Source organism: Streptomyces sp. NPDC046349, assembly GCF_055587885.1.
Map to the genome: position 1 here is coordinate 216327 of NZ_JBVJFK010000010.1, position 25071 is coordinate 241397.

General features: G+C 72.9%; 19 protein-coding genes and 2 pseudogenes. 11 read left to right on the forward strand and 10 right to left on the reverse strand.

Annotated elements, in window-relative coordinates:
- Nucleotides 1-24 precede the first annotated feature (24 nt).
- On the reverse strand, nucleotides 25-957 hold the full coding sequence (locus tag ACZ6JS_RS24330) for an NAD-dependent epimerase/dehydratase family protein (protein WP_469300856.1): 933 nt from the start codon (nucleotides 955-957) through the stop codon (nucleotides 25-27).
- A 71-nt stretch (nucleotides 958-1028) separates the two neighbouring features.
- On the opposite strand from ACZ6JS_RS24330, the gene ACZ6JS_RS24335 reads away from it, so the two are divergent.
- Nucleotides 1029-1946: a LysR family transcriptional regulator gene (locus ACZ6JS_RS24335; protein WP_469300858.1), complete on the forward strand. Its 918-nt coding sequence runs from the start codon at nucleotides 1029-1031 to the stop codon at nucleotides 1944-1946.
- The gene (locus tag ACZ6JS_RS24340) at nucleotides 1943-3493 is read left to right on the forward strand and encodes a hypothetical protein (protein WP_469301061.1); all 1551 of its coding nucleotides are present in this window, start codon (nucleotides 1943-1945) and stop codon (nucleotides 3491-3493) included. The genes ACZ6JS_RS24335 and ACZ6JS_RS24340 overlap by 4 nt, the downstream gene beginning before the upstream one ends.
- Nucleotides 3494-3501: 8 nt before the next feature.
- Here the strand turns inward: ACZ6JS_RS24340 and ACZ6JS_RS24345 are convergent, their stop codons facing one another.
- Complete coding sequence (locus ACZ6JS_RS24345; RefSeq protein ID WP_469300860.1) at nucleotides 3502-4215, reverse strand: response regulator; 714 nt, start codon at nucleotides 4213-4215, stop codon at nucleotides 3502-3504.
- The gene (locus ACZ6JS_RS24350) at nucleotides 4212-5072 is read right to left on the reverse strand and encodes a sensor histidine kinase (RefSeq protein WP_469300862.1); all 861 of its coding nucleotides are present in this window, start codon (nucleotides 5070-5072) and stop codon (nucleotides 4212-4214) included. Before ACZ6JS_RS24350 ends, ACZ6JS_RS24345 begins: the two co-directional genes overlap by 4 nt.
- Before the next feature lie 134 nt (nucleotides 5073-5206).
- Between ACZ6JS_RS24350 and ACZ6JS_RS24355 the strand changes: the two genes are divergently transcribed.
- From ACZ6JS_RS24355 to ACZ6JS_RS24370, 4 genes are all read left to right on the forward strand, one after another.
- Nucleotides 5207-5917, forward strand: coding sequence for an ABC transporter ATP-binding protein (locus tag ACZ6JS_RS24355; RefSeq protein WP_469300864.1), 711 nt, complete (start codon nucleotides 5207-5209; stop codon nucleotides 5915-5917).
- Nucleotides 5914-8220, forward strand: coding sequence for an ABC transporter permease (locus tag ACZ6JS_RS24360; RefSeq protein ID WP_469300866.1), 2307 nt, complete (start codon nucleotides 5914-5916; stop codon nucleotides 8218-8220). The genes ACZ6JS_RS24355 and ACZ6JS_RS24360 overlap by 4 nt, the downstream gene beginning before the upstream one ends.
- A 93-nt stretch (nucleotides 8221-8313) precedes the next feature.
- The gene (locus ACZ6JS_RS24365) at nucleotides 8314-8739 is read left to right on the forward strand and encodes a hypothetical protein (protein WP_469300867.1); all 426 of its coding nucleotides are present in this window, start codon (nucleotides 8314-8316) and stop codon (nucleotides 8737-8739) included.
- Between the two features lie 69 nt (nucleotides 8740-8808).
- On the forward strand, nucleotides 8809-10290 hold the full coding sequence (locus tag ACZ6JS_RS24370; protein WP_469300869.1) for a condensation domain-containing protein: 1482 nt from the start codon (nucleotides 8809-8811) through the stop codon (nucleotides 10288-10290).
- A 21-nt stretch (nucleotides 10291-10311) separates the two neighbouring features.
- Here ACZ6JS_RS24370 and ACZ6JS_RS24375 read toward each other — a convergent pair.
- A pseudogene (locus ACZ6JS_RS24375) lies at nucleotides 10312-11136 on the reverse strand (RNA polymerase sigma factor); the annotation flags it as partial.
- A 35-nt stretch (nucleotides 11137-11171) separates the two neighbouring features.
- Between ACZ6JS_RS24375 and ACZ6JS_RS24380 the strand changes: the two are divergent.
- Nucleotides 11172-12422, forward strand: a complete 1251-nt coding sequence (locus ACZ6JS_RS24380; protein ID WP_469300871.1) for an alpha/beta fold hydrolase — start codon at nucleotides 11172-11174, stop codon at nucleotides 12420-12422.
- A 5-nt stretch (nucleotides 12423-12427) separates the two neighbouring features.
- Here the strand turns inward: ACZ6JS_RS24380 and ACZ6JS_RS24385 are convergent, their stop codons facing one another.
- The 5 genes from ACZ6JS_RS24385 to ACZ6JS_RS24405 all read right to left on the reverse strand — a co-directional run bounded on the left by ACZ6JS_RS24385 (nucleotide 12428) and on the right by ACZ6JS_RS24405 (nucleotide 19519).
- Nucleotides 12428-15451: an alpha-mannosidase gene (locus ACZ6JS_RS24385; protein WP_469300873.1), complete on the reverse strand. Its 3024-nt coding sequence runs from the start codon at nucleotides 15449-15451 to the stop codon at nucleotides 12428-12430.
- A gap of 62 nt (nucleotides 15452-15513) precedes the next feature.
- Entirely contained in the window at nucleotides 15514-16365 is an 852-nt protein-coding gene (locus ACZ6JS_RS24390; protein ID WP_469300875.1) for a carbohydrate ABC transporter permease, read from the reverse strand.
- A complete protein-coding gene (locus ACZ6JS_RS24395) occupies nucleotides 16362-17321 on the reverse strand; it encodes a carbohydrate ABC transporter permease (protein WP_469300877.1) in 960 nt (319 codons plus the stop codon). The genes ACZ6JS_RS24390 and ACZ6JS_RS24395 overlap by 4 nt, the downstream gene beginning before the upstream one ends.
- Complete coding sequence (locus ACZ6JS_RS24400) at nucleotides 17318-18655, reverse strand: ABC transporter substrate-binding protein (protein WP_469300879.1); 1338 nt, start codon at nucleotides 18653-18655, stop codon at nucleotides 17318-17320. The genes ACZ6JS_RS24395 and ACZ6JS_RS24400 overlap by 4 nt, the downstream gene beginning before the upstream one ends.
- Before the next feature lie 621 nt (nucleotides 18656-19276).
- The gene (locus tag ACZ6JS_RS24405) at nucleotides 19277-19519 is read right to left on the reverse strand and encodes a hypothetical protein (protein WP_469300881.1); all 243 of its coding nucleotides are present in this window, start codon (nucleotides 19517-19519) and stop codon (nucleotides 19277-19279) included.
- Nucleotides 19520-19777: 258 nt separating this feature from the next.
- On the opposite strand from ACZ6JS_RS24405, the gene ACZ6JS_RS24410 reads away from it, so the two are divergent.
- The 3 genes and pseudogenes from ACZ6JS_RS24410 to ACZ6JS_RS24420 all read left to right on the forward strand — a co-directional run bounded on the left by ACZ6JS_RS24410 (nucleotide 19778) and on the right by ACZ6JS_RS24420 (nucleotide 22075).
- Nucleotides 19778-21043, forward strand: coding sequence for an MFS transporter (locus ACZ6JS_RS24410; RefSeq protein WP_469300883.1), 1266 nt, complete (start codon nucleotides 19778-19780; stop codon nucleotides 21041-21043).
- Nucleotides 21044-21057: 14 nt separating this feature from the next.
- Nucleotides 21058-21234, forward strand: a pseudogene (locus tag ACZ6JS_RS24415) (ABC transporter ATP-binding protein); the annotation flags it as partial.
- A gap of 268 nt (nucleotides 21235-21502) precedes the next feature.
- Nucleotides 21503-22075 carry an EF-Tu/IF-2/RF-3 family GTPase gene (locus ACZ6JS_RS24420; RefSeq protein WP_469300884.1) on the forward strand — a complete coding sequence of 191 codons (573 nt, stop codon included), beginning with the start codon at nucleotides 21503-21505 and terminating at the stop codon, nucleotides 22073-22075.
- 275 nt (nucleotides 22076-22350) lie between these two features.
- Here the strand turns inward: ACZ6JS_RS24420 and ACZ6JS_RS24425 are convergent, their stop codons facing one another.
- Nucleotides 22351-23739, reverse strand: a complete 1389-nt coding sequence (locus ACZ6JS_RS24425; RefSeq protein ID WP_469300886.1) for a serine hydrolase domain-containing protein — start codon at nucleotides 23737-23739, stop codon at nucleotides 22351-22353.
- 269 nt (nucleotides 23740-24008) lie between these two features.
- Here ACZ6JS_RS24425 and ACZ6JS_RS24430 point away from each other — a divergent pair, with 269 nt between their 5' ends.
- Entirely contained in the window at nucleotides 24009-25067 is a 1059-nt protein-coding gene (locus tag ACZ6JS_RS24430; protein WP_469300888.1) for an AraC family transcriptional regulator, read from the forward strand.
- The last annotated feature ends 4 nt before the right edge of the window (nucleotides 25068-25071 follow it).

Below are 25071 nucleotides of genomic sequence, written 5' to 3' on the forward strand. Positions count from 1 at the left end.
GCGACGGTATGCCGGCCGGCCCCGTCACAGGGTGTCGCGTGCGGTCTCGGCGACCGCGCCGGGCAGCCAGTCGGCGACCCGGCCGAAGCTGAAGCCCAGGGCCGCGGCCCGGGTGTTGTCCATGGCGTAGGCGCGGTCGAAGGAGAAGGGCGAGGCGTCGGAACCGGCTTCCACGAGCCGGTGGCGAGGCCGTCGTCCGAGCTGTTCCGCGACCGCCGCGCAGAGCGCGTGGACGTCCGGGGCGCCGTGCGAGGCGGCGTTGACGGGCCCGGTGAAGGTCTGCCCCGCCGTCCACCGCAGGAAGTCGGCCATCTCCAGGTGGTGGATGAACGAGGTGCCGTACGGGGCTTCGTGGACCTCGACCGGGATCCCGGCGCCGATCCGCTCCACGTAGTGCGCGAGGCGCCCGGTGAACTCCGCCCGGCCGCCGCCGAGGACGTGCGCGGTCCGCACGCCGACGTACGGGAAGGGCGGCTCGTGCAGGAAGACGGCCTCTGCCCGCCGCTTGCCCTCCGCGTAGGCGTAGGCGGCGCCTGCCCGTCGGGGGCGGGCGGGCTCCTGCCCGGATCCGCGCGGCGGGCGCGTAAGGTCCAGGGACCCCTCGGCGACGGGTACGGTGTGCGGCGCGGAGCCGGCGGGGAGGGTGGCCGGGTCGTAGACCTCCATCGTCGAGGTCATCACGTAGCGTCCGGTCCTCCCGGCGAACACCCGGCGGGCGACGGCGGCCTGCAGGGGCGTGTAGCAGACCTGGTCGACCACCACCTCGAAGTCGCGCCGGCCCAGGGCCGCCCGCAGCCCGGCCTCGTCGTCGCGGTCGGCGAGGAGCCGGCCGACGCCGGGCGGCGGGGCGCTGGAACCCCGGTTGAGGACCGTGACCGTGTTCCCCTCGTCGCGCAACCGCGTGACCAGGGACTTCCCGAAGTACCGGCTGCCGCCGATGACAAGAATCCGCTTCATGCGTCCGACTCTCGCGTTGTATCGTCCCCAGCGGAACCGACCGACTGCTGAACGGGTCGTAAGGAAAACTGATGATCGATGTCCAGCGGTTGCGCGTCCTGCGGGCGGTGGCCGAGCACGGCAGCTTCAACAAGGCGGCCGGGGCGTTGCTGCTGACCCCGTCGGCCGTCTCCCAGCACATCGCGGCGTTGGAGCGCACGCTCGGCCACCCGGTGGCGGTGCGCAGCACGCGCGGTGTCACGCTCACGGAGCCGGGTCGGCTGCTGGTGGAGGCGGCGGAGACGATCTCCGCCGAACTGGACCAGGTCCGGCGGGCGATCGACCGGCTGGCGCAGGATCGGCCGCGGCTGACCGTGGCCACCTTCACCAGCGGAGGCCGGCACCTGCTGCCGACGGCGCTCTCCCGGTTCGTGGAAGCACATCCGGAGGTGGAGCTGACGGTGCGGGAGAGCGAACCGGAGGACGCCGTGCCGATGGTGCTCGGCGGTGCGGCGGATCTCGCGCTGGCGTACCACTTCGACGGGCCGCCGCCGGTGCGTCCGGGTGGGCGCCCGGTCCTCGGCTGGCGGCCGCTGATGGAGGATCCCCTGTGGCTGGTGCTGCCGCGCGGCCACCGCCTGGCCGGGCGGTCCTCGGTGGACCTCGGCGAGCTGTCCGGCGACCGGTGGGTGCTGGGCTGCCTCAAGACGGAGGCCTACCTGCGCCGGTACGCGGAGCTCGCCGGTTTCGACCTGCGCGTGGGGGCCTCGACGACCGACTACTTCTTCGCCCAGACACTGGTCGCGGCGGGGGTCGGGGTCTCCCTCGTGCCGCAGGTCGCGCTGGCCGTCGCCCCGGAGGCGGTCGCGATCCGTGTCGAACCCCCGCGGCCCGCCCGGCACATCGGCCTGATCCTGCCGCGGCGTCGCCACGCGAACCCCTGTGCCGAAGCGCTGGCCGATGCCCTCACCGCCGCCGCCACCGCCCCACGGAACGGAGCCCGTCCCTGAACCGCCTCCTGTACGGCCTCGCCGCCAATCCCGCACTGCCGCCCGAGCTGGTCGACCGGCTGATCGCGTTCGCCGCGGCGACGCCCGGGCCGCCCCTCCCCGCCGATCCGGCCGACCTGCTGGCCTGGTGCCTGGCCGACCGCACCGACCTCGCCCCCGCGCAGGTGGCGGCCCTGGCCGCGCTCGACGAGGACGCCCCCGCGCGGCTCGCCCACGACGGATATCTGAAGGCCGCCGATGTCGACCCGGCCGTGTGGCCGCTCGCGGCCCTCGCCCTCCTCGACGAGGGCCGGGGCCTTGCGGAGTGGACCCGCCGGTTCGCGGCGGACCCGGACCCCTCCCTGCGCCGGCGGCTCGCCTCCTGCCCCGGTCTGCCCCCGGACGTCGAAGAAGCCCTGGCCTGCGACCCGGACCCGGAGGTGGCCGCCGAGCTCGCGCTGTGGACGACGTCCGCACCGGTCGCGGCCCGCCTCGCGCGGCACCCGCACGCCGAGGTCCGGCGGGCGGCGGCCGGCAACGAGGCCGTGCCGCCCGCCGCGCTGGCAGCGCTGCTCACCGGACGCGGTCTGCCGCCCGCCCGCTCCTGCCCGGTGTGCGACAGCCGGGAGATCCCCTTCACCCACGACCCCCACTGCCCGGACGCCGACTGTGATCTGCCGGCCGGCGCCGCATGCGACGGAACACACGGCTCGACCGTCCACGAGATCCGGCAGCGGGCCCTGTCCAACCCGGCCGCTCCCCCGCAAACCGTCGCGGCCTTCGCGGACCATCCGTCCGTGTTGCTGCGGTGGGCCGCCGCGGAACACCCCGGGCTGCCCGCGCACGTCTACGCGCGCCTCGCCGCGGATCCCGTGCCCGGGGTACGGAGGGCGGTCGCGCGGAACCCGGGGGCCGGGCCGGAGGTGATCCGCGTCCTGGCCGCCGACCCCCGCGACGACGTACGGCGCGCCGTGGCACAGCACCCCCGCGTCCCGCTCGACGTGCTGGAGCGGCTGACCGGCACCACCCGCCTGGGCCCGGAGCTGCTGCCGCGGATCTCCGCCGCCGCGCCGGAGGAACTCGCGCAGGCGGCCCGGTCGGCGCACGGCCGCGTGCGGATGCTCGTCGCCCACCGGCACGATCTGCCGCCGGAGTTGCGCGACGGGCTCGCCGCCGACCGGGACGCCTCAGTGGCCAAGGCCGTGGCCCCGCACCCGGGACTGTCGCCGGAGCGGCTGCGGGCCATGGTCGCGCTGCACGGCGTACAGGTCCTGGCACGGGTCGCGGCCAACCCGGACGCACCCGGGGACCTTCTGGCGGAGCTGGCCCGCCACGAGCCGCCGGTCCGGCGGGCGTTGAGGGAGATCGCCTCGCATCCGAACGCGACCGCCGAGGCGCTGCTGCCCTGCCTGGCGCACGGCAGGTCCCGGGTGCGCGCCGCCGCCCACCCGGCGCTCCCGGCGGCGGTCGTCGTCGGACTGCTCGACGATCCGGACCCGGACGTGGTGGAGGCCGCGGCCGGCAACCCCTCGCTGCCGACCGCCGTGATGGCGCAGCTCGTGCCGTGACGGCCGGTTCAGCCACCCGAGCCGGGCGTCACCAGGCCGGTCTCGTAGGCGAGGACCACGGCCTGGGCCCGGTCGCGCAGCGACAACTTGGCGAAGATGCGGGCCACATGGGTTTTCACGGTGGCTTCGCTGAGCGTCAGGTCCTCGGCCAGTTCGGAGTTGGAGCGGCCGTGGCCCATCAGGGTCAGCACCTCGCGTTCGCGCGGGGTCAGGGCGGCCAACTCCCGGCGGGTGGAGGCCGTCGTGACGCGGTCGCCGGCGGGCTCGGCCGGGGCGCAGCGCTCCACCAGCCGGCGGGTGATCGACGGGGCGAGCAGCGCGTCGCCGGTGCCGACCAAGCGGACGGCGGCGGCGAGGTGTTCGGGGGTGACGTCCTTGAGCAGGAAGCCGCTCGCCCCGGCGGCGAGGGCGGCGTACACGTACTGGTCGAGGTCGAAGGTGGTCAGCATGATCACCCTGCAGTGGGGGGACTCGGCGAGAATGCGCCGGGCGGCCTCCAGACCGTCCATGACGGGCATGCGGATGTCGAGCAGGACGACGTCGGGGCGCAGCCGGCGCGCCTGGGCGACGGCCTCCGCGCCGTCGGCGGCGACGCCGACCACGTCGATCCCGCGGGCCGTAAGGATCAGCCGGAAGCCGGTGCGGACCAGGTCCTGGTCGTCGGCGATCAGGACGCGGGGCGCCGGCCCGCCGGGTGCGCCGGGGCTTGCGGGCGCGGTCACGGCCGGTCCAGGGGGAGGCGTGCGCGCACCCGGTAGCCGCCGCCCAGGCGGCGGCGGGCGTCGAGGTCGCCGCCGTAGACGGCGACCCGTTCGCGCAGGCCGAGCAGCCCCCGTCCGGTTCCCTCGGCCTTGGGGGCGCTGCGGCCCACGGTAGGCGGGCGGGGTCCGGGCGCACCCGCCGGGAGCAAGTCCGTAGCGCCGCTCAACACCTCCACGCGCAGGGCGTGTTCCGCATACCGCACCGTCACCTGCGTCCTGCCTCCCTCTCCGTGTTTGAGCGCGTTCGTGAGCGCTTCCTGGATGATCCGGTACGCCGTGACGTCGATCCCGGCCGGCAGCGGGCACGGGTCGCCGGACACGCGCACCTCCACCGGCAGGCCCGCGAAGGCGAACCGGTCGATGAGCGCGCCGAGGCGGCTCAGGCTGGGCTGCGGCGACAGCCGGGTGGCCGCGGCCACCTGTTCTTCGTAGGGGGCGTCCGCGCCGTCCTGCGCGGGCGCGAGGAGCCCCAGCAGGTGGCGCAGTTCGGTCATCGTGTTCCGCCCGGCCCCTTCCACGGCGGCCATGGCGGCCGCGGCCTCCTCCGGCTGGGTGGTGAGCACCTCGCGGGCGGCCCCGGCCTGGACCACCATCAGGCTGACGTTGTGGCTGACGATGTCGTGGAGTTCGGCCGCGATCCTGGCCCGTTCGGCGTCGACCGCGCTGCGGGCCGCGCTCTCCCGCTCCCGCTCCAGCAGCCAGCCGCGCTCTTCGAGCGCCGTCCGATGGCCGCGCCGGGCGCGCAGCAGGGCCACGCCCAGTACGCCGGCCGCTGCGGCCGCGACGCAGGCGACGGCCGTCGCGATGATCTGCCCCACCCTCAACTCCCCACGCCGCGAACCCGGGTGCCATTGTGCCGGACGAACCGCGTACATCCCCGGGATGACCTGCGCCGGCCTTTACATCCGGGGGCTGACGCCCCGCGCCGGGCCGCCGACTTAGGTTCGGGGCCATGACAACCGATCACGACAGCGCACCGCAGGTCGTCGTACGACTGGACGACGTGCACAAGGAGTACGGCGACACGAAGGCCCTGGACGGCCTCTGTCTGGAGATCCGGGCGGGTGAAGCGGTGGCCGTGATGGGACCTTCCGGCTGCGGCAAGTCGACGCTGCTCAACATGGTGGCCGGGCTGGACCGGCCGACGTCGGGGACCGTCGAGGTGCAGGGCCATGATTTGGGCGGGCTCGGCGAGACGGGGCTGGCGCTGTTCCGGCGCCGGAACATCGGGATGGTGTTCCAGTTCTTCAACCTCATCGACGACCTTCCCGCCCTGGACAACGTGGCGCTGGCCGCCCAGTTGACCGGCACCCCCGCCCGGCAGGCGCGCCGCCGGGCCCTGGAGCTCCTCGACGAGCTCGGCGTGGCCGACCGCCGGAACAACTACCCGGCGACACTGAGCGGTGGGGAACGCCAACGGGTCGCCGTGGCACGCGCCCTGATGAACCGTCCCGCGCTGCTGCTCGCGGACGAACCGACCGGCGCGCTCGACAGCCGCTCGGGCGAGCAGGTGATGGACCTGCTCATCGACCTCAACCAGATCGGCCAGACGCTGCTGATCGTCACGCACGACCCGGAGCTGGCCACCCGCTGCGCCAGCCGCCTCGTCGAGGTCGCCGACGGCCGGGTCGCACGGCAGAGCGTGCTGGAGGCGAGCGCGTGAGCGCCGTGTGGCGGGCCTCCCGCGCGGCGGTGAAGCGCCGCAGGCTCCAGACGTTCGTCATCGGGCTGGTCGTGCTCTGCTCGACCACGACCGTCCTGCTCGCGCTGGGGCTGCTCGACGTCGCCACCAGTCCGTTCGACAAGGCGTACGCCGCCCAGCGCGGCCCGCACACCGTGGCGGCGTTCGACACGGTGAAGGCCGGCCCGGAACAGCTGGCGCAGACCGCCCGGCGGCCCGGTGTGAGCGCCGCGGCGGGGCCGTTCGGGCAGAGTGTCCTGGACGTGCCCGAGGGCTGGCTCTGGATGCCCGGCGGCTCCCTGAGGGTGGTGGGACGGGCCGACCCCGGCGGCCCCGTCGACCGGGTCGAGGTCCTGGAGGGCCGCTGGGCGACCGCACCCGGCGAGATCGTCATCGCCTGGCCGTCCGCGGGCACACCCGGGCCGAAGCTGCTCGGAACCCCCCTGGACGTCCCCGGATCGGCGCCGTTGACGGTCGTCGGATTCGCGGCGGGCATGGGCAAGTCGGCGGACGCCTGGGTCTCGCCCGAGCAGATGACCGCGCTGCGCCCGGCCACCGCCCAGATGCTGTACCGCTTCACCGACTCCTCGACGCAGGCACAGCTGGGCGCGGCACTGGCCCGGGCCACCGCCGGACTGCCCGAGGGGGCGGTGACCAGTGCGCACACCCACCTCGACCTGAGGAAGGCCTTCTCGTCCCTGGCCGACGCCTACCTCCCCTTCATGACGCTCTTCGGCGTCCTCGGACTGCTGGTCTCCGCCCTGATCGTCGGGAACGTCGTCAGCGGGGCGGTCGTGTCCGGCTACCGGCACATCGGCGTCCTCAAGGCCCTGGGCTTCACCCCGAACCAGGTGGTCGCCGTCTATCTGGCGATGATGGCCGTACCGGCCCTCGTCGGCTCCGCGGCCGGTACCCTGCTCGGCAACGCGCTGGCCGAGCCCATCCTGAGGATCGCGTTCTCCGGCATCGAGACCGGCCGGGCCGCCGTCGGCGGCATCTCCCCGTGGGTGTCGGTCGTCTGCCTGCTGGGGATGCCCGCCCTCGTCCTGCTCACCGCGCTGGTTCCCGCGCTGCGGGCGCACCGGCTGCCGGCCGCCCGGGCGATCGGCGCGGGTGCCACCCCGCTGACGGGCCGCGGGCTGCGCGTCCAGCGCCTCCTCGGCGGCAGCCGGCTCCCCCGCGCCGTCAGCATGGGCCTGGGCCAGCCGTTCGCCCGCCCCGGCCGCACCCTGCTGACCTTGGCGGCCATCGTCCTGGGCGTCACCACGGTGACCCTGGCGACCGGGCTGACCAGCACGATGCTCGCGTACAGCGAGGCCGGACACGGCGGCGGCGCCCTGGTCAGGGTGGAAGCCGGCGGGCCCGCCGGCGGCCGGGCCGCTCCCCTGCCGGGCGACGCCCGGATCGAGGAACGGCTGCGGTCCCTGCCCGGCGCGGCGGGGGTGCGGGCCCGCGCACTGGCGCAGGTGAGCCTCGTCGGGCAGAGCAGGCCGGTCTTCGCCGACTTCTACCGGGGGGACGACTCCTCCGCCGCCGCCCGGATCGCCGAGGGCCGGATGCCGCAGGCGGCCGGCGAGTTCGTCGCCGGGCCGGCCTTCCTGACGCAGAACGGGCTGCGGCTCGGCGACCGGGTCACCCTGGCGCTGGGCGGCAGGCAGACCTCCGCGACCGTCGTGGGCAAGCTCATCGAGGGCAACGCCCGCGCCCTGGAGGCCTCCTGGGACACCCTCCTGCCACTTGCGCCGGACGCCCGCGCCGTCGAGTACGAGGTGAGGCTGGCTCCCGGAGCCGACGCCCGGGCCTACGCCGCGGCGGCCGAGGCCGCCGACCCGGGGCTGCGTGCCTCTGTGTCGGATTCGGGGAACACCGCCACCACCACCGTCGTCGCCTTCTCCACGGTGTTCACGGTCCTGCTGAGCGCCGTCGCGTCGCTCGGCGTCTTCAACACCGTCCTCCTGGGCACCAGGGAGCGCCGCCGGGACCTCGGCATGCTGAAGTCCATCGGGATGACACCACGGCAGGTGGTGACGATGACCGTCACCTCGGTCGCGGGGGTGGGCGCGGTCGGCGGGCTGCTGGGCATCCCGCTCGGGATGCTCGCGCACCGGCTGGTCGTGGACCACGTCGGGGTGGTCTCCTTCCCGGAGCCGATGAAGGACGTCTGGGACGCGCCGCAGTTGTCCGGCCTGTTGCTCGCAGGAGTGGCGATCGCCGTCGCGGGCGCGCTGGTTCCGGCCCGGGCGGCGGCCCGGACGACGATCGCGGCGGCGCTGCACACCGAATAGGCCGCCGAACGGGGCGAATTGCGGATGCGGCCGGTGTCCGGGGCTTCGTAGGCTGCTCCCCCGGCACCCGGACACCCGAGGAAGGAGCCGCGGATGCCCCGCAGTCCGAGCAAGGCCCGGCGTCTCGTCGTGGACGGGAACACCTACACACGGTCGGTGCGCCACTCCCACGGCAGGCCGGGCGGCCCCGACCGCGACTGCTGCGAGTCGCTCACCGTCCACCTGACGGGGGCGCGGGGAGCCCTGCGCATCGTCTTCCGGGAGGGCCCCGGCAGACTCGTCCCGACCGGCTACCCGATGGTCTCCGGGGAGGTGTCGCTCGCCGCCAGCGACTCCCTTTACCTGCACGAACCCGGCACCGTCCGGGCTCTGATGGAGGAGGCCCGCGATCACGGGTGGCGTCCAGACGGCCCGTCGGGCATGGAGATCGACGGTTGGACCCTCTTCGAGGCCGCCCTGCGCAGGCGGCGGGGGGCACCGACAGCCACCGCGCCCCCGCCGCCCGCCCCGCAGGGGTGATTCCGTCACCTCCTCGGCCCGGGGGTCGTTAGGGCCTGGGGGTTGACTCGGGGGCGAAGGGATGGCGGTATGCGGCAGTTTCCTCTGGAGATGCACCACGTGGCACCCGGCAGGGTGGTCGAGTGGCGGCTCAGGTCCACCGCGGCGCAGGCCCACGGGCCGGGTGACCCGGCGAGCCGGAAAGCGTCCTTCAACCAGGACAAGCACTTCACCGTCGCCGAGGAGAGCCGGGCCGCCGACGACCCCGTCGCGTCCTGGGTCGCGGTCACCTTCGAGGTGACCGGCCCGCTGGACGAACGGGCCCTGGCCCAGTCGCTGCTCTCCTTCGTCCAGCGGCACGAGGTCCTGCGCTGCGCGTTCCGGCGGCTGGCCGGCGAGGTGGCCTGCGAGCCCTTCGCCCCCGCCACGCTCACCCTCGACCCCGAGCCCGTGGGCACCTTCGGGGACGCGGAAGTGCTGAGCGACTTCCTCGTCGAACGCTTCAAGCGGAGCATCGACACCCTGTCCTGGCCGCTGTTCATCATGGGCGCGGTGGTCCGCGAGGACTCGGCGACGGTCTACCTGGCCTTCGACCACATCGTCTGCGACGGCATGTCGATGCCCATCGTCGCCCGCGAGGTGCTGACGGCCTACGAGGGCCTGTGCCGCGGCGAGGCCGCCGAACTGCCGCCCGCGCCCAGCTATCTCGACTTCGCCGAGGAGCAGCGCCGCCGCTACCTGTCCATCGACGCCCACGACGCCCGTCTGGACTACTGGAAGGCCTTCATGGGGTCGACGGGCGAGTTCTTCCCGCGGTTCCCCCTCGATCTCGGCGTGGAGCCGGGCCGCATGTACCCCATCGTCAACGAGGCGTCGATGCTGCTGGACGCCGGTGAGGCGGAGGTCTTCGAGAAGACCTGTCTGGCGGTCGGCGGGAAGCCGTTCATGGGCGTGCTCGGGTCGGTGGCCGTGTGTCTGCGCGAGGCGGGCGGGCCGGGCGTCTACCGGGGCTTCATGCCGGTCAGCGAGCGCGGCCGGAGCACCTGGACGAACTCGGTGGGCTGGTTCGTCAACACCCTGCCCATCGAGTTCGACGCCTCGCCCGGCCGGGACTTCGCCCAGGTGATGGCCTCGGTCCGGGCCGGGTTCACCGAGATGATGACCCATCTCGACGTTCCGTTCGTGCGTGCGTGGGAGCTGCTGGCGCCCGAGGAGTTCGCCGCCCGCTCCTGGCCGTACCCGGTGAACTTCTTCTCGTACATCGACATGCGCAAGTGCCCGGGCGCCGAGCGCCACGACGACTGGCGGCCCACCACCCATGTGTGGTCCGCGCGGGCCAACGGCGCGTGCTCGTGGTTCCAGCGCGACACGGACGGCCTGCACATGAACTCCATCTACGTCGACACCCCGGCGGCCCGCCGGACCATGCGCGGCTTCCAGGAGGCGCTGCGCCTGACGGTCCAGGAGGTCGCCCGCAGCGGCGGTTTCCGCCGGCCCGTCGCGCTGACCCCGCAGCGCCGGCCGGGGCGGATGACTCCGCTGGACGTGGCCGCGTTCGCGCGGCGCGGCTGAGCCGGGGCCCGGGAGCGCGGCTCACAGGCGGGCCGCGCGCCGCAGGAGCAGGGTGCGTTCCTGTTCGTTGCGGGTGAGCGAGGCCGCGCGTTCGAACTCGGCCCGGGCCTCGCCCGTCCGGCCGAGGCGCTCCAGCAGGTCGCCCCGTACGCTCGGGAGCAAGTGGTAGCCGCTCAGGGCCGGTTCCCGGGCCAGGGCGTCGACGAGCGGCAGGGCCGCCGCGGGTCCGTCGGCCATCGAGACCGCCACCGCCCGGTTGAGTTCCACGACCGGTGACGGGGTCAGCTGGACCAGCCGTCCGTAGAGGATGGCGATCCTGTCCCAGTCCGTGTCCTCGTAGCGGACGGCGGCCGCGTGGCAGCCGGCGATCGCGGCCTGGAGGGAGTACGGGCCGCTGCCGGCGCGGCTCATCGCCCGGACGCCCCTGGCGATGAGCAGGCGGTTCCACCTGGCCCGGTTCTGGTCGGCGAGCAGCACCGGCTCGCCTTCGGGGCCGGTGCGGGTGGCGATCCGGGACGCCTGGAACTCCAGCAGCGCGGCGAGGCCGTGCACCTCGTCCTCCTCGGGCATCAGGGCCGCCAGGACGCGGGCCAGGCGCAGGGCGTCCTCGCAGAGGGCGGGCCGGACGAGGTCGTCTCCGGAGGTGGCCGAGTAGCCCTCGTTGAAGACCAGGTAGATGACCTCGAGGACCGACGAGAGCCGTGCGGCGCGATCGGCCCCGTAGGGGACTTCGAAGGGCACCGCGGCCTTGGCCAGCGTCCGCTTGGCGCGCACGATGCGCTGGGCGACGGTGCTCTCGGAGGCGAGGAAGGCGCGGGCGATCTCCTGGGTCGTCAGTCCCCCGATGGGCGGCCCTGCGGGACGAGCTCGCCCGGGAGCGCATGGTCCACGCCGTCACCCCGGCCGGGCACGATCAGGGCGCGACGGGCCGCGTGCCGGAGGCGATGCGGGCACCGGAGGCGATGTGCGCCGGTCTCCTCGGCCTCCTGGACCGCCTCGGCCTCGACCGCGTCGACCTGGTCGGGCACGGCACGGGAGCACTGGCTGCCTGCCTGGTCGCCCGGCGCGAGCCGCACCGGGTCGTACGGCTGGTCCTCGTCGGCGTGCCGCACCCGCTCCCCGACGGGGCGGCGCCGCAGACCGGGCGGGACGGACCCCCGCCGATCACGGCCACGGCCCTGGTCGTCTCGGGCGGCCCGGTCGGCGGCGCCGTGCAGGAGGCCGCGGGCGACCCGGTGCGCCGCATCCCCGACGCCCAACTGGTGGCCCTCGTCCCCGACGCCCGGCTGGTGACCCTGCCCGCGGCCGGCCCGGTTCCCGCCTGCGCGCCCGCCGAAGTCGCGGCGGTCGTCTCGGCCTTCCTCGCCGACCTGCCCGACGTCGAGATCGCCCGGCGCTGGCTCGCCGAAGACGGGATCACCCGGACCGGCGACGGCCTCTGGGCCGACGCCGACTCCCCCGGCGAGACGCTGACCACCGAGGACGTGTGCAACGGGCTCGGTTCGCAGGCCTTCACCGACGACCGCCTGGACGTGGCGGGACGGGTGCGGCTGGCCCTGGGGTTGATGGACCTCCTCGGCAGCCACTTCCTGGTGACCGAGCAGATCCACTCCGCCCATCTCGGCCCGGAGGGACCGCTGCCGCCCGAGGCCCTCTGGGGCGGCTACCGGCGGCGTCTGGAAGCCGTCCGGGACTGCGAGCCGGTCCTCTCCGTCCTCTGGCTGGCCTGGTTCGAGGACGTGCGGACCTCCGCGGAGGCCTTCGCGGAGGTCCTGGGCAACGACCGCGAGCTGTTGGTGCCCGGGGCGCCCGATCCCCTGCTGCGCAGGGCCCGACGGGTCCTGGAGCACTCGGGTCCGGTGCCCTGGGAGGCCAAGGCCGCCTCGTACGAGGCGGCTGCCCGGGTCCCCTGCCTCCACCCGGCCCTCTTCCGGGCCCTGCTGCGCAGTTACCACGACTTCCACGGACAGCTCGAGGCGGAACCCGCCCTCGCCCTGCTGGACCGGCTGCCACTGCCCGCCGACACCGAGCACCTCGCCGCCTTGCGGAAGGTGCTCGGCGCCGGACACCGGCACCACTGCAGCAGCCCGGAGGCATGGAACGAGGCCGCCGCCGGCGAGCAGAGGGGCTGAGCCGGTCAGGCGCGGCGGAGGCGGATCGTGAGGATCTGGAAGGGGCGAAGGGTCAGGGCGATCGTGCCGTCCGCCGCCGGGGGCGCGACGGCCGTGCCCGCCAGGGGCCGTTCCAGCAGGTCGCTCTCGACCGCCTCCGCGATCGGGAAGCCCGCCGTGAGGGTGGCCGTGGCACGGCCGCCGCGGGATTCGTAGAGGCGGACGATCACGTCGCCGCCGCGGTCCTCGGCGAGTTTGACCGCCTCGACCACCACCGCGTCCTGGTCGACCGCCAGCAGCGGGGCGACGGGGCCGGCGCCGTGCACGGTGCGCTCGGGCAGGTTCAGCGCGTGGCCCTCGCGGACCGCGTCCCCGATCCCCGCCCCGGGTGCGAGCGAGAACCGAAGGGTGTGCGCCCCCTGGTCGGTCTCCGGGTCCGGGTAGCGCGGGGCCCGCAACAGGGAGAGCCGTACGGTGGTGGTCTGGCCGCCGTCGGCCCGTACGTCGCGGGTCACGTCATGCCCGTACGTGGAGTCGTTGAGCAGGGCGACGCCCCAGCCGGGCTCCTCCGCGTGGATCCAGCGGTGGGCGCAGATCTCGAACTTGGCCGCCTCCCAGGAGGTGTTGGTGTGGGTGGCCCGGTACACGTGCCCGAACTGCGTCTCGGACGCCGTCCGATCGGCCTTCACATCCAGCGGAAAGGCCGCCTTCAGGAACTTCTCCGTCTCGTGCCAGTCGATGTCCGTGACGACGTCGACCGTCCTGGCGCCCGCCCGCAGGGTGATCCGCTGGACCGCAGCGGACCGCCCGAAGGAGCGGCTCACCCGCACGGTCGCCGCCCCCGGCCCGCTCTCGGCGACCTCCAGGCCGTCCAGCGCGACGAGGTCGGTGACACGGTTGCGGTAGAACGCGTCGACGTCCCACGCGTCCCACATGTTGGGGAAGTCGGGGTGGATCTGGAGCAGGTTCGCGGCGGCTCCCGGGGCGATGGCCTCCCGGCGCGCCTCCAGGTCGTAGACGGAGACGATCAGGCCGCGGCCGTCGATCTCCACCAGCAGCCGGCCGTTGGCCAGGACGTGCCCGCCGCCGTGCCGCTCCTCCACGGTGACCGGCTCCGGCGGCTGCGCGGGGCGGGCGGCTCCGCCCGCCGGGACGCCGCGCCGGGCGTACGGGGCGCAGTTGAAGACCAGTTCCTCCGCGCCCTCCCCCGCGAGCGCCTGCTGCGCGGCGAGGGTGATGCCCCTGAGCTCCTCGGCCGCCTTCGCGTACGTCTCGCGGGCCTCGCGGTGCACCCACGCGATGGACGAGCCCGGCAGGATGTCGTGGAACTGGTGGAGCAGCACCGTCTTCCAGATCCGCTCCAGGTCCTCGTACGGGTACGCGTACCCGGCCACACGCACGGCGGCGGTCGCCGCCCACAGCTCCGCCTCGCGCAGCAGGGATTCGCTGCGCCGGTTGCCCTGCTTGGTCCTGGCCTGGGAGGTGTAGGTGCCGCGGTGCAGCTCCAGGTAGAGCTCGCCGGCCCAGACTGGTGCGTCCTCGTACTCGGCGCGAGCCTTCTCGAAGAAGGAGTCGGGCCGCTCGATCTCGATGCGCGGGGAGCCTTCGAGGTCGCGCTGGCGCCGGGCGCGGGCAAGGTGCTCGCGGGTGGGTCCGCCGCCGCCGTCGCCCCAGCCGAAGGGGATGAGGGAGCGTGAGCCCCGTCCCTTCTCGCGGTAGTTGCGAGCGGCGTGCGCCAGCTGGGCGCCCCCGAGGTCGCAGTTGTAGGTGTCGACGGGCGGGAAGTGCGTGAAGACGCGGGTGCCGTCGATCCCCTCCCACCAGAAGGTGTGGTGGGGGAACTCGTTCACCTGCGACCAGCAGATCTTCTGGGTCAGGAACCAGCGGGAGCCGGAGAGCTTGACGATCTGCGGCATGGCGGCGGTGTAGCCGAAGGAGTCGGGCAGCCAGACGTTGTGGGTGTCGATGCCGAACTCGTCGAGGAAGAACTTCTTGCCGTAGAGGAACTGGCGGGCCATCGCCTCGCCGCCGACCATGTTGGTGTCGGACTCCACCCACATGCCGCCGACCGGGACGAACTGCCCGTCCGCGACCTTCTTCTTGACCCGCTCGAACAGCTCCGGCCGATGGGTCTTGATCCAGTCGAGCTGCTGCGCCTGCGACATCGCGAAGACGAACTCGGGGTGTTCGTCCATCAGGTTGACCATGTTGGACGCGGTACGGGCGACCTTGCGCACCGTTTCGCGCAGCGGCCACAGCCACGCGGAGTCGATGTGGGCGTGGCCGACGGCGCTGACGCGGTGCGCGGACGCGTTGGCGGGGGCTGCGAGGACGCCGGCGAGGCGGGCGCGGGCGGCGGGCGCCGTGCCGGGCACGTCGGTGAGGTCGACCGCGTCCAGGGCGGCACTCAGGGCATGCAGGATCTCGTGGCGGCGGGCGTCTTCCGGGGGGAGCTGCGTCATCAGCTCGTAGAGCACCTCGAGGTCCTGGACCAGCTCCCAGACGTCGGTCTCGAAGACGGTGAGGTCCATCCGGGCGAGGCGGTAGAGGGGCTGGTGGCCGCTGGTGCGCGCATCGCCCTCGTAGGAGGGGCGGTGCTCGACGAGCACCGGGTTGGAGGCCGCCTCGACGTACCACTCGATCCGCTCGCCGCCCTCGGCGCGGTCGGCCACGCGCACCCAGTCGTTGTACGGGTTGAGGGCCTTGATCTCGCCCCCGTCGGCCCGGTGGACCAGGCCCTCGCACTGGAAGCCCGGCATCATCCGGTCGAAGCCGAGGTCGAGGACGGCCTCCACGGTCCGGCCGGCCCATCCGGCGGGGACGGTTCCGGTGACCTTGAACCAGGTGGTGCCCCACGCCGGCCCCCACGGGTCGCCGGGTGCGCAGGGCTCGTAGGGCGCCGCCAGACCCTCGGCAACGGAGACGGGCTCGCCCGGGGCGTCCCAGCGCTCGACGGTCAGCGGGATCGGGCCGGAGTGGACGGCGGGCTTGATGCGCTCGTGGAGCACCCGGCGAAGGCGGTGTTCGGTGATGCTGCGGTCGTCATGCATGACAGCTGCTCCCGGAGGTGGTGGTCGGTCGGTACGTCTGCGGGTCCGTCGGAGGGTCCGGCTCAGAGCTTGACGGCTCCCTCGCCCACTCCCCTGAAGAAGAAACGCTGGAGGGCGAAGAAGAGGAGCATCATCGGCAGCAGCGCGGCCATCGCGCCGGCGGCGATCAGCCGCTGGTCGTTGACGGTGGTGGCGCCGGCCAGGGTCTTCAGGCCGAGCTGGAGGGTGTAGTGGTCGCTGTCGGTGAGGACCAGCAGCGGCCACAGGAAGTCGTCCCAGGCGCCCATGAAGCTGGTGATGCAGACGACGGCCAGGGCGCCCTTGGCCGAGGGGACGAAGACCCGGGTGAAGCGGGTCCACTCGCCCGCTCCGTCCAGGACTGCGGCCTCCTCGACCTCCTTGGGCACGGCGAGGAAGGCCGCCCGCATGATCATGACGTTGAGTACGGAGACCGCGCCGGGCAGCCAGACGCCGATGAGAGTGTCGACCAGGCCCATCTCGCGGACCGTGAGGAACATCGAGATCATCACGGACTCGAAGGGGAACATCAGGGTCGCGACGAGGACGGTGAAGACGACCTCGCGGCCCTTCCAGGCGGCGCGGGAGAGCGCGTACCCGCCCATCGCGGCGAAGAGCATGTTCGAGGTGATCGCGAGGAACGCGACGACGAGGGTGTTGCCGGCGTACTGGAGCAGCGGGAAGGACTCGGCGACGCGGACGTAGTTGTCGAGGGTGGGCTGTGCGGGCAGCACGCCGTCGTACACGTTCTCGGTGCGGCCGCGGATCGACGTCAGGAACTGCCAGACGATCGGGCCCAGCATGACGACGAGCATGAGCAGCAGGGTGCCGTACCGGGCTGCCGGGGCGAGCCGGCGGCGAGCTCGGCCGGCGCGGCCGGGGGATGCCGTGCTCATGCACCGTCTCCTTTCGTCAGGCGGCGGCCCAGCAGGCTGAAGACCAGCGTGAGGAGGAACAGCAGGATCGATATGGCGCTGGCGTAGCCCGTCTCGCCGGAGAAGCCGAGGCCCACCTGGCGGATGAGGAAGGGCAGGGTGCGGGCGCCGCCGCCGGGTCCCCCGCTCTCGCCGCCGAGGATGTAGATCTCGGTGAAGACGCGCAGCGCCGAGATGGCGGAGAGGGTTCCGACCAGCAGCATCATCGGCCTCACCTGGGGGACGGTGATGCTGAAGAAGCGGCGGACGCAGCCGGCTCCGTCGATCGCGGCGGCCTCGTGGAGGGAGGCGGGCACGTTCCCGAGGGCTGCCAGGTAGAAGACCATGTAGTAGCCGAGGCCCTTCCACACGGTCACGATCATCGCGGAGACCAGCAGCATCGTGCTGTCCGTCAGGAACGGCACCGGCTCGGAGACGATGCGGAGCCGCTGGAAGACGGTGTTGACGAGGCCGTCGCTGCGCAGGACCCACTGCCAGATCAGCCCGACGACCACGGCGGAGGCGATCACCGGGGTGTAGAAGGCGGAGCGGAAGAAGCCGATGCCGGGGATCTCGGCCTGGACGAGGACGGCGAGGGCCAGCGGCAGCAGGACCAGGCAGGGGACGACGACCAGGAGGTAGAGGACGCTGTTGCCGGTCGCGACCCAGAAGTCGGGGTCGGCGAACGCCCGCCGGTAGTTGTCGAGGCCGACGAAGCCGCCGCCGCGCAGGATCCGGGCGTCGGTGAAGGAGAGGACGACGGTGTTGACGAACGGCCAGAGGCTGAACAGCAGCACCATGGCCAGGCCGGGCGCGAGGAAGAGGTACGGCGTCCACCAGCTGCGGTGCGGCAGCCCGGTGTCGGCCTCCATGGCCCGCAGCGCCGCTCTGCGGCGCTGCTCCTCCGGCACGGGCGGGCGGGTGCCGGCGGCCGTCATGGGCGGGCCGCGTCGGCGAGGAGCCTGTTCGCCGCGTCCTCGGCCTTCTTCACCGCCGTCCGGGGGTCCTGCTCGCCCTGGATGGCCTTCTGTACCTCGCGTACGACGGCGTCCCCGACCTGGCTGGTCCACTGGACCGGGGTGTTGGCGTCGAGCGCGGCGGTCCTGAGCTGCTCGGCGCCGACCGCCCGGGCGAGGGTCTCGGCGTCCTTGCCGTCGCCCCGGTCGGAGAAGAACGGGTCGGCGAGGCCCCGGGCGTTGGAGGGGTAGATGGTGGCCTTCCTCGAGAACTCCACCTGGTTCGGGCCGTTGGTGACCCATTTGGCGAACTCGGCCGCGGCGTCGGGGTGCTCGGTGTCCTTCCGGATGCCGAGCGCCTGGGCGTAGATGCCGATGTGGCCGAGGCGGCCCGTGACGGCTCCCGCTACCTGCGTCATCGCGTAGACCCGCGGGGCGTTCTGTTTGATGTCCTTGACGAATCCCGGGGACCCCGGGCCGAAGACGAGTTTGCCACTGCCGTAGAGCTGGTTGATGTCGTCCGACCTGAGCAGGGACTCCTTGGGCATCGCACCCTTGGCGTACAGGTCCTTCATCCGCTCCACCCATGCGACGGCCTTGTCGGTGTCGAAGGTGAACCGGTCCTTCCGGGGGCTCAGAAGGGGGACGCCCATCTTCTGCCAGTCGCCGGGCAGCCGCCCCTTGGGGTCGGCCATGAAGGCCGCGTACCGGCCGCCGGACCTGGCGGCGATCTGTTCGGCGTAGTCGAAGAACTGTTCCACGCTGGTGGGCGGTGCGGCGGGGTCGAGCCCGGACTTCTCGAAGAGCTCCCTGTTGTAGGTGAGGATCTCCGGCGTCACGTACCACGGGTAGGCGTAGACGCCCTCGCCCTTTCCGGGCAGTTTGAACTGCTCCCAGGCCCCGGGGACGTACTCCCCCGCCGACTCCCCGTCGAGCTTGGCGACGTCGGCGAGCATGCCCCGGTCGCCGAGGAGCTGGAAGGAGTCGGTGGAGAGGTTGACCACGTCCGGGAGAGTGCCGGCCTGGGCGTCCGCGACCAGCTTCTCGTTGTAGCCGTCCCCGGGCACGTCCTCCCAGGTGACGTCGACCTCGGGGTGCTCCTTCTCGAAGGCGTCGATGACGGCCTGTACGTAGCCGGTGAAGGCGGGCTTCAGCTGGAGGGTCCGGAAGGTGATCCCACCGGCCACCCTGCCCGTTCTCTCCGCCTCCTTGGGATCCCCGCCGCCGACGCCGGCGAGACCGCACGCGGAGACCGGGAGGAGGACGCCTGCCACCAGTGCGGCAACAGCCGTGCGGGTCGGTTTCGAACGGGTCATCGTCGCCGCCTTCGCAGAAGTCCGGCCTCGTCGCCGGAGGCGGGCCCACGGTCGCGGGAAAGCAAGTCCTCGTCAATGAGGCCGACATGGCGCTGGCCGATGTCGACAAGTACCGAATCCGGAGACGGGGCGAAGCGGGTACGGGCGCCGCGCGATCCCACACCTTGGACCTGGACTGATGCGCTTTAGTGCAGACACCGCCGAGCCTGGTCTCGATTCCATGGTGAAGCTCCGCGCGCGACAATGTTGACGCTTTGTCGCCCCTTTCGCCGTTCCCGCACTAATGCGCTTTACCTCGACCACCCCGACCCCCCGTGGTGCGGGGGCCGAGCCCCGTTCCGCTGCCGACCTCAGAGCCCCGGGCCTCTCCGACGCGGACGTCTTCGCCACCGCCTCAGCGACGACGGCCTCGCCCGGCTGGAGTCGCTGCTCGGCAGCGGACGGTACGAGGTGCGCGCGCCGGAGCACGCCGCGCTGTTGTGCGTCGCCTGGCGGCGGCGCGTCGCGGAGGACGCCGCAGCGGCCGAACTCGTCGAGGATCTGCGGCCCTTCGGCTCCAGGTCAGCTTCGCACCGTATCCCGCCGAGCGGCCCGTGCCCGGTCCGGACGCCGTGCACCGGCTCACCGTCGGCAGGCGGCCGCGGCGCTCTCGCGCCGTGCGCCGCGGCCCGCCGTCGAGGCGCAGCGCGAGGCGCTCACCGTCTGGGGCCCTACGAGGACGAGCTGCGCCGCCACCGGCTGCGCATCGAAGCCGATCCGCAGGCCGTGACGCGGGGGGGAGGGCGCGGCGCTGCTCGCCCGGTACCGGGCCCTGACAGCGGCGCACAGCCGCTGCACGAAGCACCTGGACCCGAAGTCGAACACGGCGGTCCTCCTGCGCAGGCTCGAGGAAACCGCGGCCAGGGTGAACTGCCGCGCCGCTGCCGACGTTCGCCGACGTTTGCCGATGATTGGGGCCGTACCTTCGCCATCCTCAGGTATCCGGCGCCCCACGGGAGGCCGGGGCGGGCCCGGGAGAAATTCAGGTGACCGGCGAGGACGGCACTCCTTACGATCGGGCGCTGCGCGATCTGCCCTCCTGTCTCTTGAACGGCCTCCTGCATGAAATCCTTGATCCCCGGCGTGCTGCGTGATGAACCGCAGTTCGCCCGCCTGTTCATAGGGCAGTCCCTGTCGGTGCTGGGCGACCGTGTGGCGTTCGTGGCCGTGCCCTTTGCCGTGCTCTCGGTGGGCGGGTCCGCCTCTGACGTCGGCCTGGTCGCGGCCGCGGGGCTGGTGCCCATGCTGCTGTTCACCCTGGTGGGCGGGGTGTGGGCGGACCGCTTCCGACGGCACCGCATCATGCTGGTTTCCGACATGGCGCGGTTCGCCGTGCAGGGGCTCATTGCCGTACTGCTGCTGACCGGTGTCGCCGAGGTTCCGCATCTGGCCCTGCTGATGATCCTGTTCGGCACAGCGGATGCGTTCTTCATGCCCGCTTCCACCGGACTGATGCCGCTGGTGGTCGGGCCGGACCGGCTGCGGGAGGCCAACGCCCTGCGCGGGTTCGTCCAGTCGTCCGGGCTGGTGCTCGGCCCGGCCCTGGCCGGTGGACTGGTCGCGCTGGCCGGCCCCGGCGGCGCCCTGGCCCTGGACGCCCTGACCTTCGCAGTCAGTGCCGCGTTCCTGGCCCGCCTCAGGCCCCGCGAGACGGCATCCCAGACACCGCCGGGCACAGCCGGGGGGCCCTTCCTCGCGGAACTGCGCGACGGCTGGGTCCAGGTGCGCAGCCGGACGTGGGTGTGGTCCGGCCTGGCCGGCATGGCGGTCTACCACGTTGTCGTGCTGCCGTCGGTCTATGTGCTGGGACCCGTGCTCGCCGAGCGTGAGTGGGGCGGTGCGGCAAGCTGGTCGATAGTGGTCGCAGCCTTCGGCATCGGGTCCGTCGTCGGCGATGTGTGCGCCTACCGGCTCAAGATCGCGCGGCCCATGGCCCTGGCCGCTGCCGCGCTGGCGGTGGCCTCCTGTCAGGCGGTCATCATCGGATCCGGTGCATCGCTCGCCTTGATCGCGGTCCTCGAAGCGGTCACCGGCGTTGCCGTTTCTCTCTTCTTCGTCCTGTGGGAGACGGCGCTGCAGACACACGTGCCCGAGCATGCTCTGTCCCGCGTGAGTTCCTACGACCACTTGCTGTCGGCCGGACTGATGCCGGTCGGTCTGGTGCTCGCCGGCCCGGTGTCCGAATCCCTCGGCGTGCGGCCCACTCTGTACGCGATGACGGTCATCGCGGTCCCCACCGCTCTCGCGCTTCTCTGTGTCCCGGCCGTACGGCGTCTCCCGGCGCATGCCCCGAGCACTGCGAACGGCAGCGGCAGCGTCCACGCTGTCTCAGAAGCCGGCCTGCCGTGAAGCAGGACAGCGGGGAGCACGCGCGCCTGAAGGCACTGGTCCACAGACTGCGGCAGCAGGCGGCGCTCAGGCCCGGCATGGATCGCGGTACCGGGCGACGCAGACGCGGTTTCGGAGAGTGCGAGGGAGCGGTGCCGCCGCCGGGGCCGCCGCGAGAGCGGGACATCCGGCTGCGGCTCGGGCGGCGCGGCCGAGGCACACAGCCTGCTCGATGAACGGGCCTGCCTGCAGCCCTGCGTCTTCGCCAACGAGCGGACGGCCACTGGCAGACTTCCTTCACGCCTACCGCCGCCACCGCCGACACACCGCACTCGACGCCGAACCACCCCTCAGCCCTGTGTCCGGGACAGCCCTCAGGGCCTGTCCGATGGGACGCAGCACCGATCGGGCACACGGCGGCCAGTGATCACTGTTGACCTCGCCGGTCCGCTGGGGGCTGGTCGTTGGGGAGGAGCCCAGATGGAAGCACCGGGCAAGCCGTTCCTGATGTATGTCGGAGATCTCTTCTGGCAGAACCATGGCAAGGCGGTCATACTGACCGGCCTGATCGAGCGCGGGCGGGTTCGTAAGGGCGATGCGGTGGAGATCGTCGGTTCCGGTGGGACCGCGCTCGTCACCGTCGAACAGATCGAAGCTTTTGGTCGGTACGTCGACGAGGCGAGTGCGGGCATGAACGCGGGCCTGTTGATACGTGGGACGGCGGCCGGCGAGGTAGAGCGGGGGCAGGTGCTGGCGGCACCTGGCTCAATGGGCGGACACAGTAGTTTTGCCGCGGACATCACGCTCTTGTCCGAGCAACAAGGTGCGGCTGAAGTGCGCACCGGTGAACGACTCCACTTCCACTTCGGCACTGCCGCTGTAGCAGGAGACCTGACGCTTACCAGGGGATCGGATGTCTTGCACCCGCTCCACTGGGGCGAGGCGACGATCACGCTTGAACGGCCTGTTGCCTTGGAGGAAGGGCAGTCCTTCGCTTTTCGACACCGCGGACGGGCTGCTGGCTCGGGGCGTGTGATGCGCCTTCTCGACTGAGCCTCGTCAACGGCGCCAGAGCAGAACCGTTGCGACCGCGACCGTTCGCTCCAGCTCGCTCCTGCGGAGGTGCTCTTCGTGGTCAGCCCTCCTCGGGAACGACCCAGGACACCCGGACCTCTCTTCCGGATCTTGCCGGGCTCGCGACGCCCCGCAACGCGCCGCGACCCGCCGCGTTGCCGTCGTTCGATCCTCCGCATGGACTTCCTCCTCCGCCCTGCGTTGCACGGCACCGTACGCCGCTCCCTGATCCGGCCCGATCCGAAAAGAGGGCCCTAGACGGAGGTCGTTCTGGGGGCGCAGCGCATGCCGATGTAACAGCAGGGTGTCCCGTCGACGAGGGCGGCGAAGACGACGGGCATCCAGTCCTCGCTGACGTAGGGGCCGGCGGCGGTCGCGGCGAAGACCGTCGCGCTGAGCGGGACGAGGTCCATCTCCAGGGGCGGCGAGAAGTCCCGCATGCCGTCGACGAACTCGTAGCGCATTTGCGGGGTGCCGTCGGGGGCGACGTCGACCGTGATGAGGACGCCCTCGCGCCGGTACGTGCCGAGCAGCGGCGTCATGTCGACGGCCGGCGGATGCACGGGTGGTGCGAAGGGGGGCGGCATCCGGATGTGGGCGAGGTCAGCGAGGAGTTCGCGGAACAGGTCGGCGTAGAGGCGGCGGGCATCGCCGCCGTTCGTCAGCAGGACGACGATGACGTCGGCGCCGGGGATGACGCGCAGGTAGGCGTAGTGGCCGATGGCGGCGCCGTCGTGCCCGTATCCCGGGACTCCGTGCCAGTCGTAGAGCGACCAGCCCAGCCCCCAGCCGTCCGCGCCGACCGTCCACCGGTCCGGGACGTCGACCTCCCACCGCTGCATCGCCGCGACGGCACGGGCGCCCAGGACCTGGGTGCCGTCCGCGGTTGCGCCGCCGTCGAGGTGCATCTTGGCCAGGCGCAGCACGTCGGCCGCGCTCGCGAGGACCCGGCCGTAGGGTCCGGCCGAGCGGGGCAGCATGTCCCAGGCCGGCGCCGGTTCGGGTTCCCGGCCATCGCCCGGAAGGTGGCCCATCGCCGTGCGGAAGGCCAGCGCCTCCTCGGGCAGGGTCATGGTGCGCGTCAGGCCCAGAGGGGCGACGATCCGTTCCTTCAGGGCCTGGTCCCAGGTGCGTCCGGCGACGACCTCGACGATGCGGCCCAGGACGTTGTAGCCGACGTTGCTGTAGGAGACGGCCGTGCCGGGCGGGCAGTCGAGCGCCACGTCGCGGGCGGCCCGCACATATGCGGCCAGGCAGTCGTCGCCGCGCCCGCTGTCGTAGGTGAAGTCACAGGTGAGGCCGCTGGTGTGGCTGAGCAGTCGGCGTACGGTGATCTCCTTGCCCGCCCCGGGTGCGGCGCCCGGAGTGAACTCCGGGAGGATCTCGGCGACGGGCGTGTCCAGGTCCAGCCGGCCGGTGTCGACGAGTTGCATGATCAGCGTGGCGGTGTAGATCTTGGCTATCGAGCCGAGCTGGAACACCGAGTCGGTGGTGACCTCCACCCCGGTTCCGCGGTGCAGGAGGCCGCTCGCCAGTTCGTGGATCCGTCCGTCGGCGAACACCGCGAGGGTGGCGCCGGGAACGTGGTGGACGGCGCGCAACGCGTCGAGGCGCTTCTGCCAGTGGGCAGGTGAGAACGTCACGTCGGATCCTTCGACTCGGTGGTGTCGTACGGATCACGGCACGCGCACGGCCGGAGTTCGATCCGCGTCCCCGTGATCGTCGCCACCGTAGGCAGGGGCCTCGGGCGTTCATAAGGCCCTGCGCGCGTCAGGGAGGGGACCCCCGGCGCCACGGGGCGGCGGCGGCGTTCCGGCAAGGCGCGTTATGCGCCGTGCGGGGACGTCGGGGCGCCAAGCTGCGCGATGGACGGGGCGAGTTCGCGCGAAGGGATGGTAGCCTCACCGGCCCTATGCAGCCTCACCACGCCCACGGCACCATCTCCGTGCACCTCGCGCGGTTCATCGTCGACGCCCTGCGCCGGTCGGGCGGGGACATGGGCAGGTTCGCCCGGTTCCACGACCTCGGCCCCGAGGTGCTGGGCAACGAACTGGCCCGGGTCTCGACCCCGTCGGCGCTGGCCGTGTGGGAGGAGCTGACACTCACGGAGCCGGGGACCGCGGTCGGCGCGCTGCTCGCCGACGAGGCGCCCATCGGCACGTTCGGGCTGTGGGACTATCTGGTCACCAGCGGGCCCACCCTCCGGGAGTCCCTGAAGCAGGTGGTGGAGTACAGCGCCGTCATCGGCGACCCGGCACACGAGAAGCTCCTCGTCGAGGAGGACGGGCGCAGCTTCACCATCCGGCACGCGACGGGCAGTTGGGGGCCGGACGTGGTGGAGGCCATCGACTGGTTCGCGCTGGCCATGTTCCTGACCCGTGCGCGGGCCGCGGCCGGGCGGCCCCTCGCCGCGCTGCGCGTGTCCGTCACGCACGGCGCGACCGGCGGGTACCGCCGGCTGGCGGAGTTCTTCGGCGCCGCCCGCGTCGACTTCGAGGCACCGTACAACTCGATCACCTTCCACGACGACGACGTACGCGCGCCGCTGCCCAAGGCGCAGCCGGGGCTGGACCGCCTCCTGGCGCAGCAGGCGCGGCTGACCCTGGCGGCCGCCCAGCCGGTCATGCTCTGGCAGGACAGCTTCCGGATGGTTCTCGCCGGCGCCTTCCGGGAGGACGCCGTGAGCCTGGAGCACGTGGCGGGGCGGCTGGCGATGAGCCCGCGCACGCTGCAACGGCGGCTGCGGGAGCTCGGTACGACCTGGCGCGAGGAGGTCGAGTCCGTGCGCCAGGAGCGGACCATGGAGCTGCTGCGCGGCACCGACCTGCCGCTGCAGGCGATCGCGGCCCGGGTCGGGTACAGCGACATGCGCGCGCTGCGCCGGGCGGTGCGGCGCTGGGACGGTCGGGCACCCCGCGACATCCGCAACGCGGCCGTACTCGCGTCGGCCGCCGGCCACGGGGGCGGCTGACGCG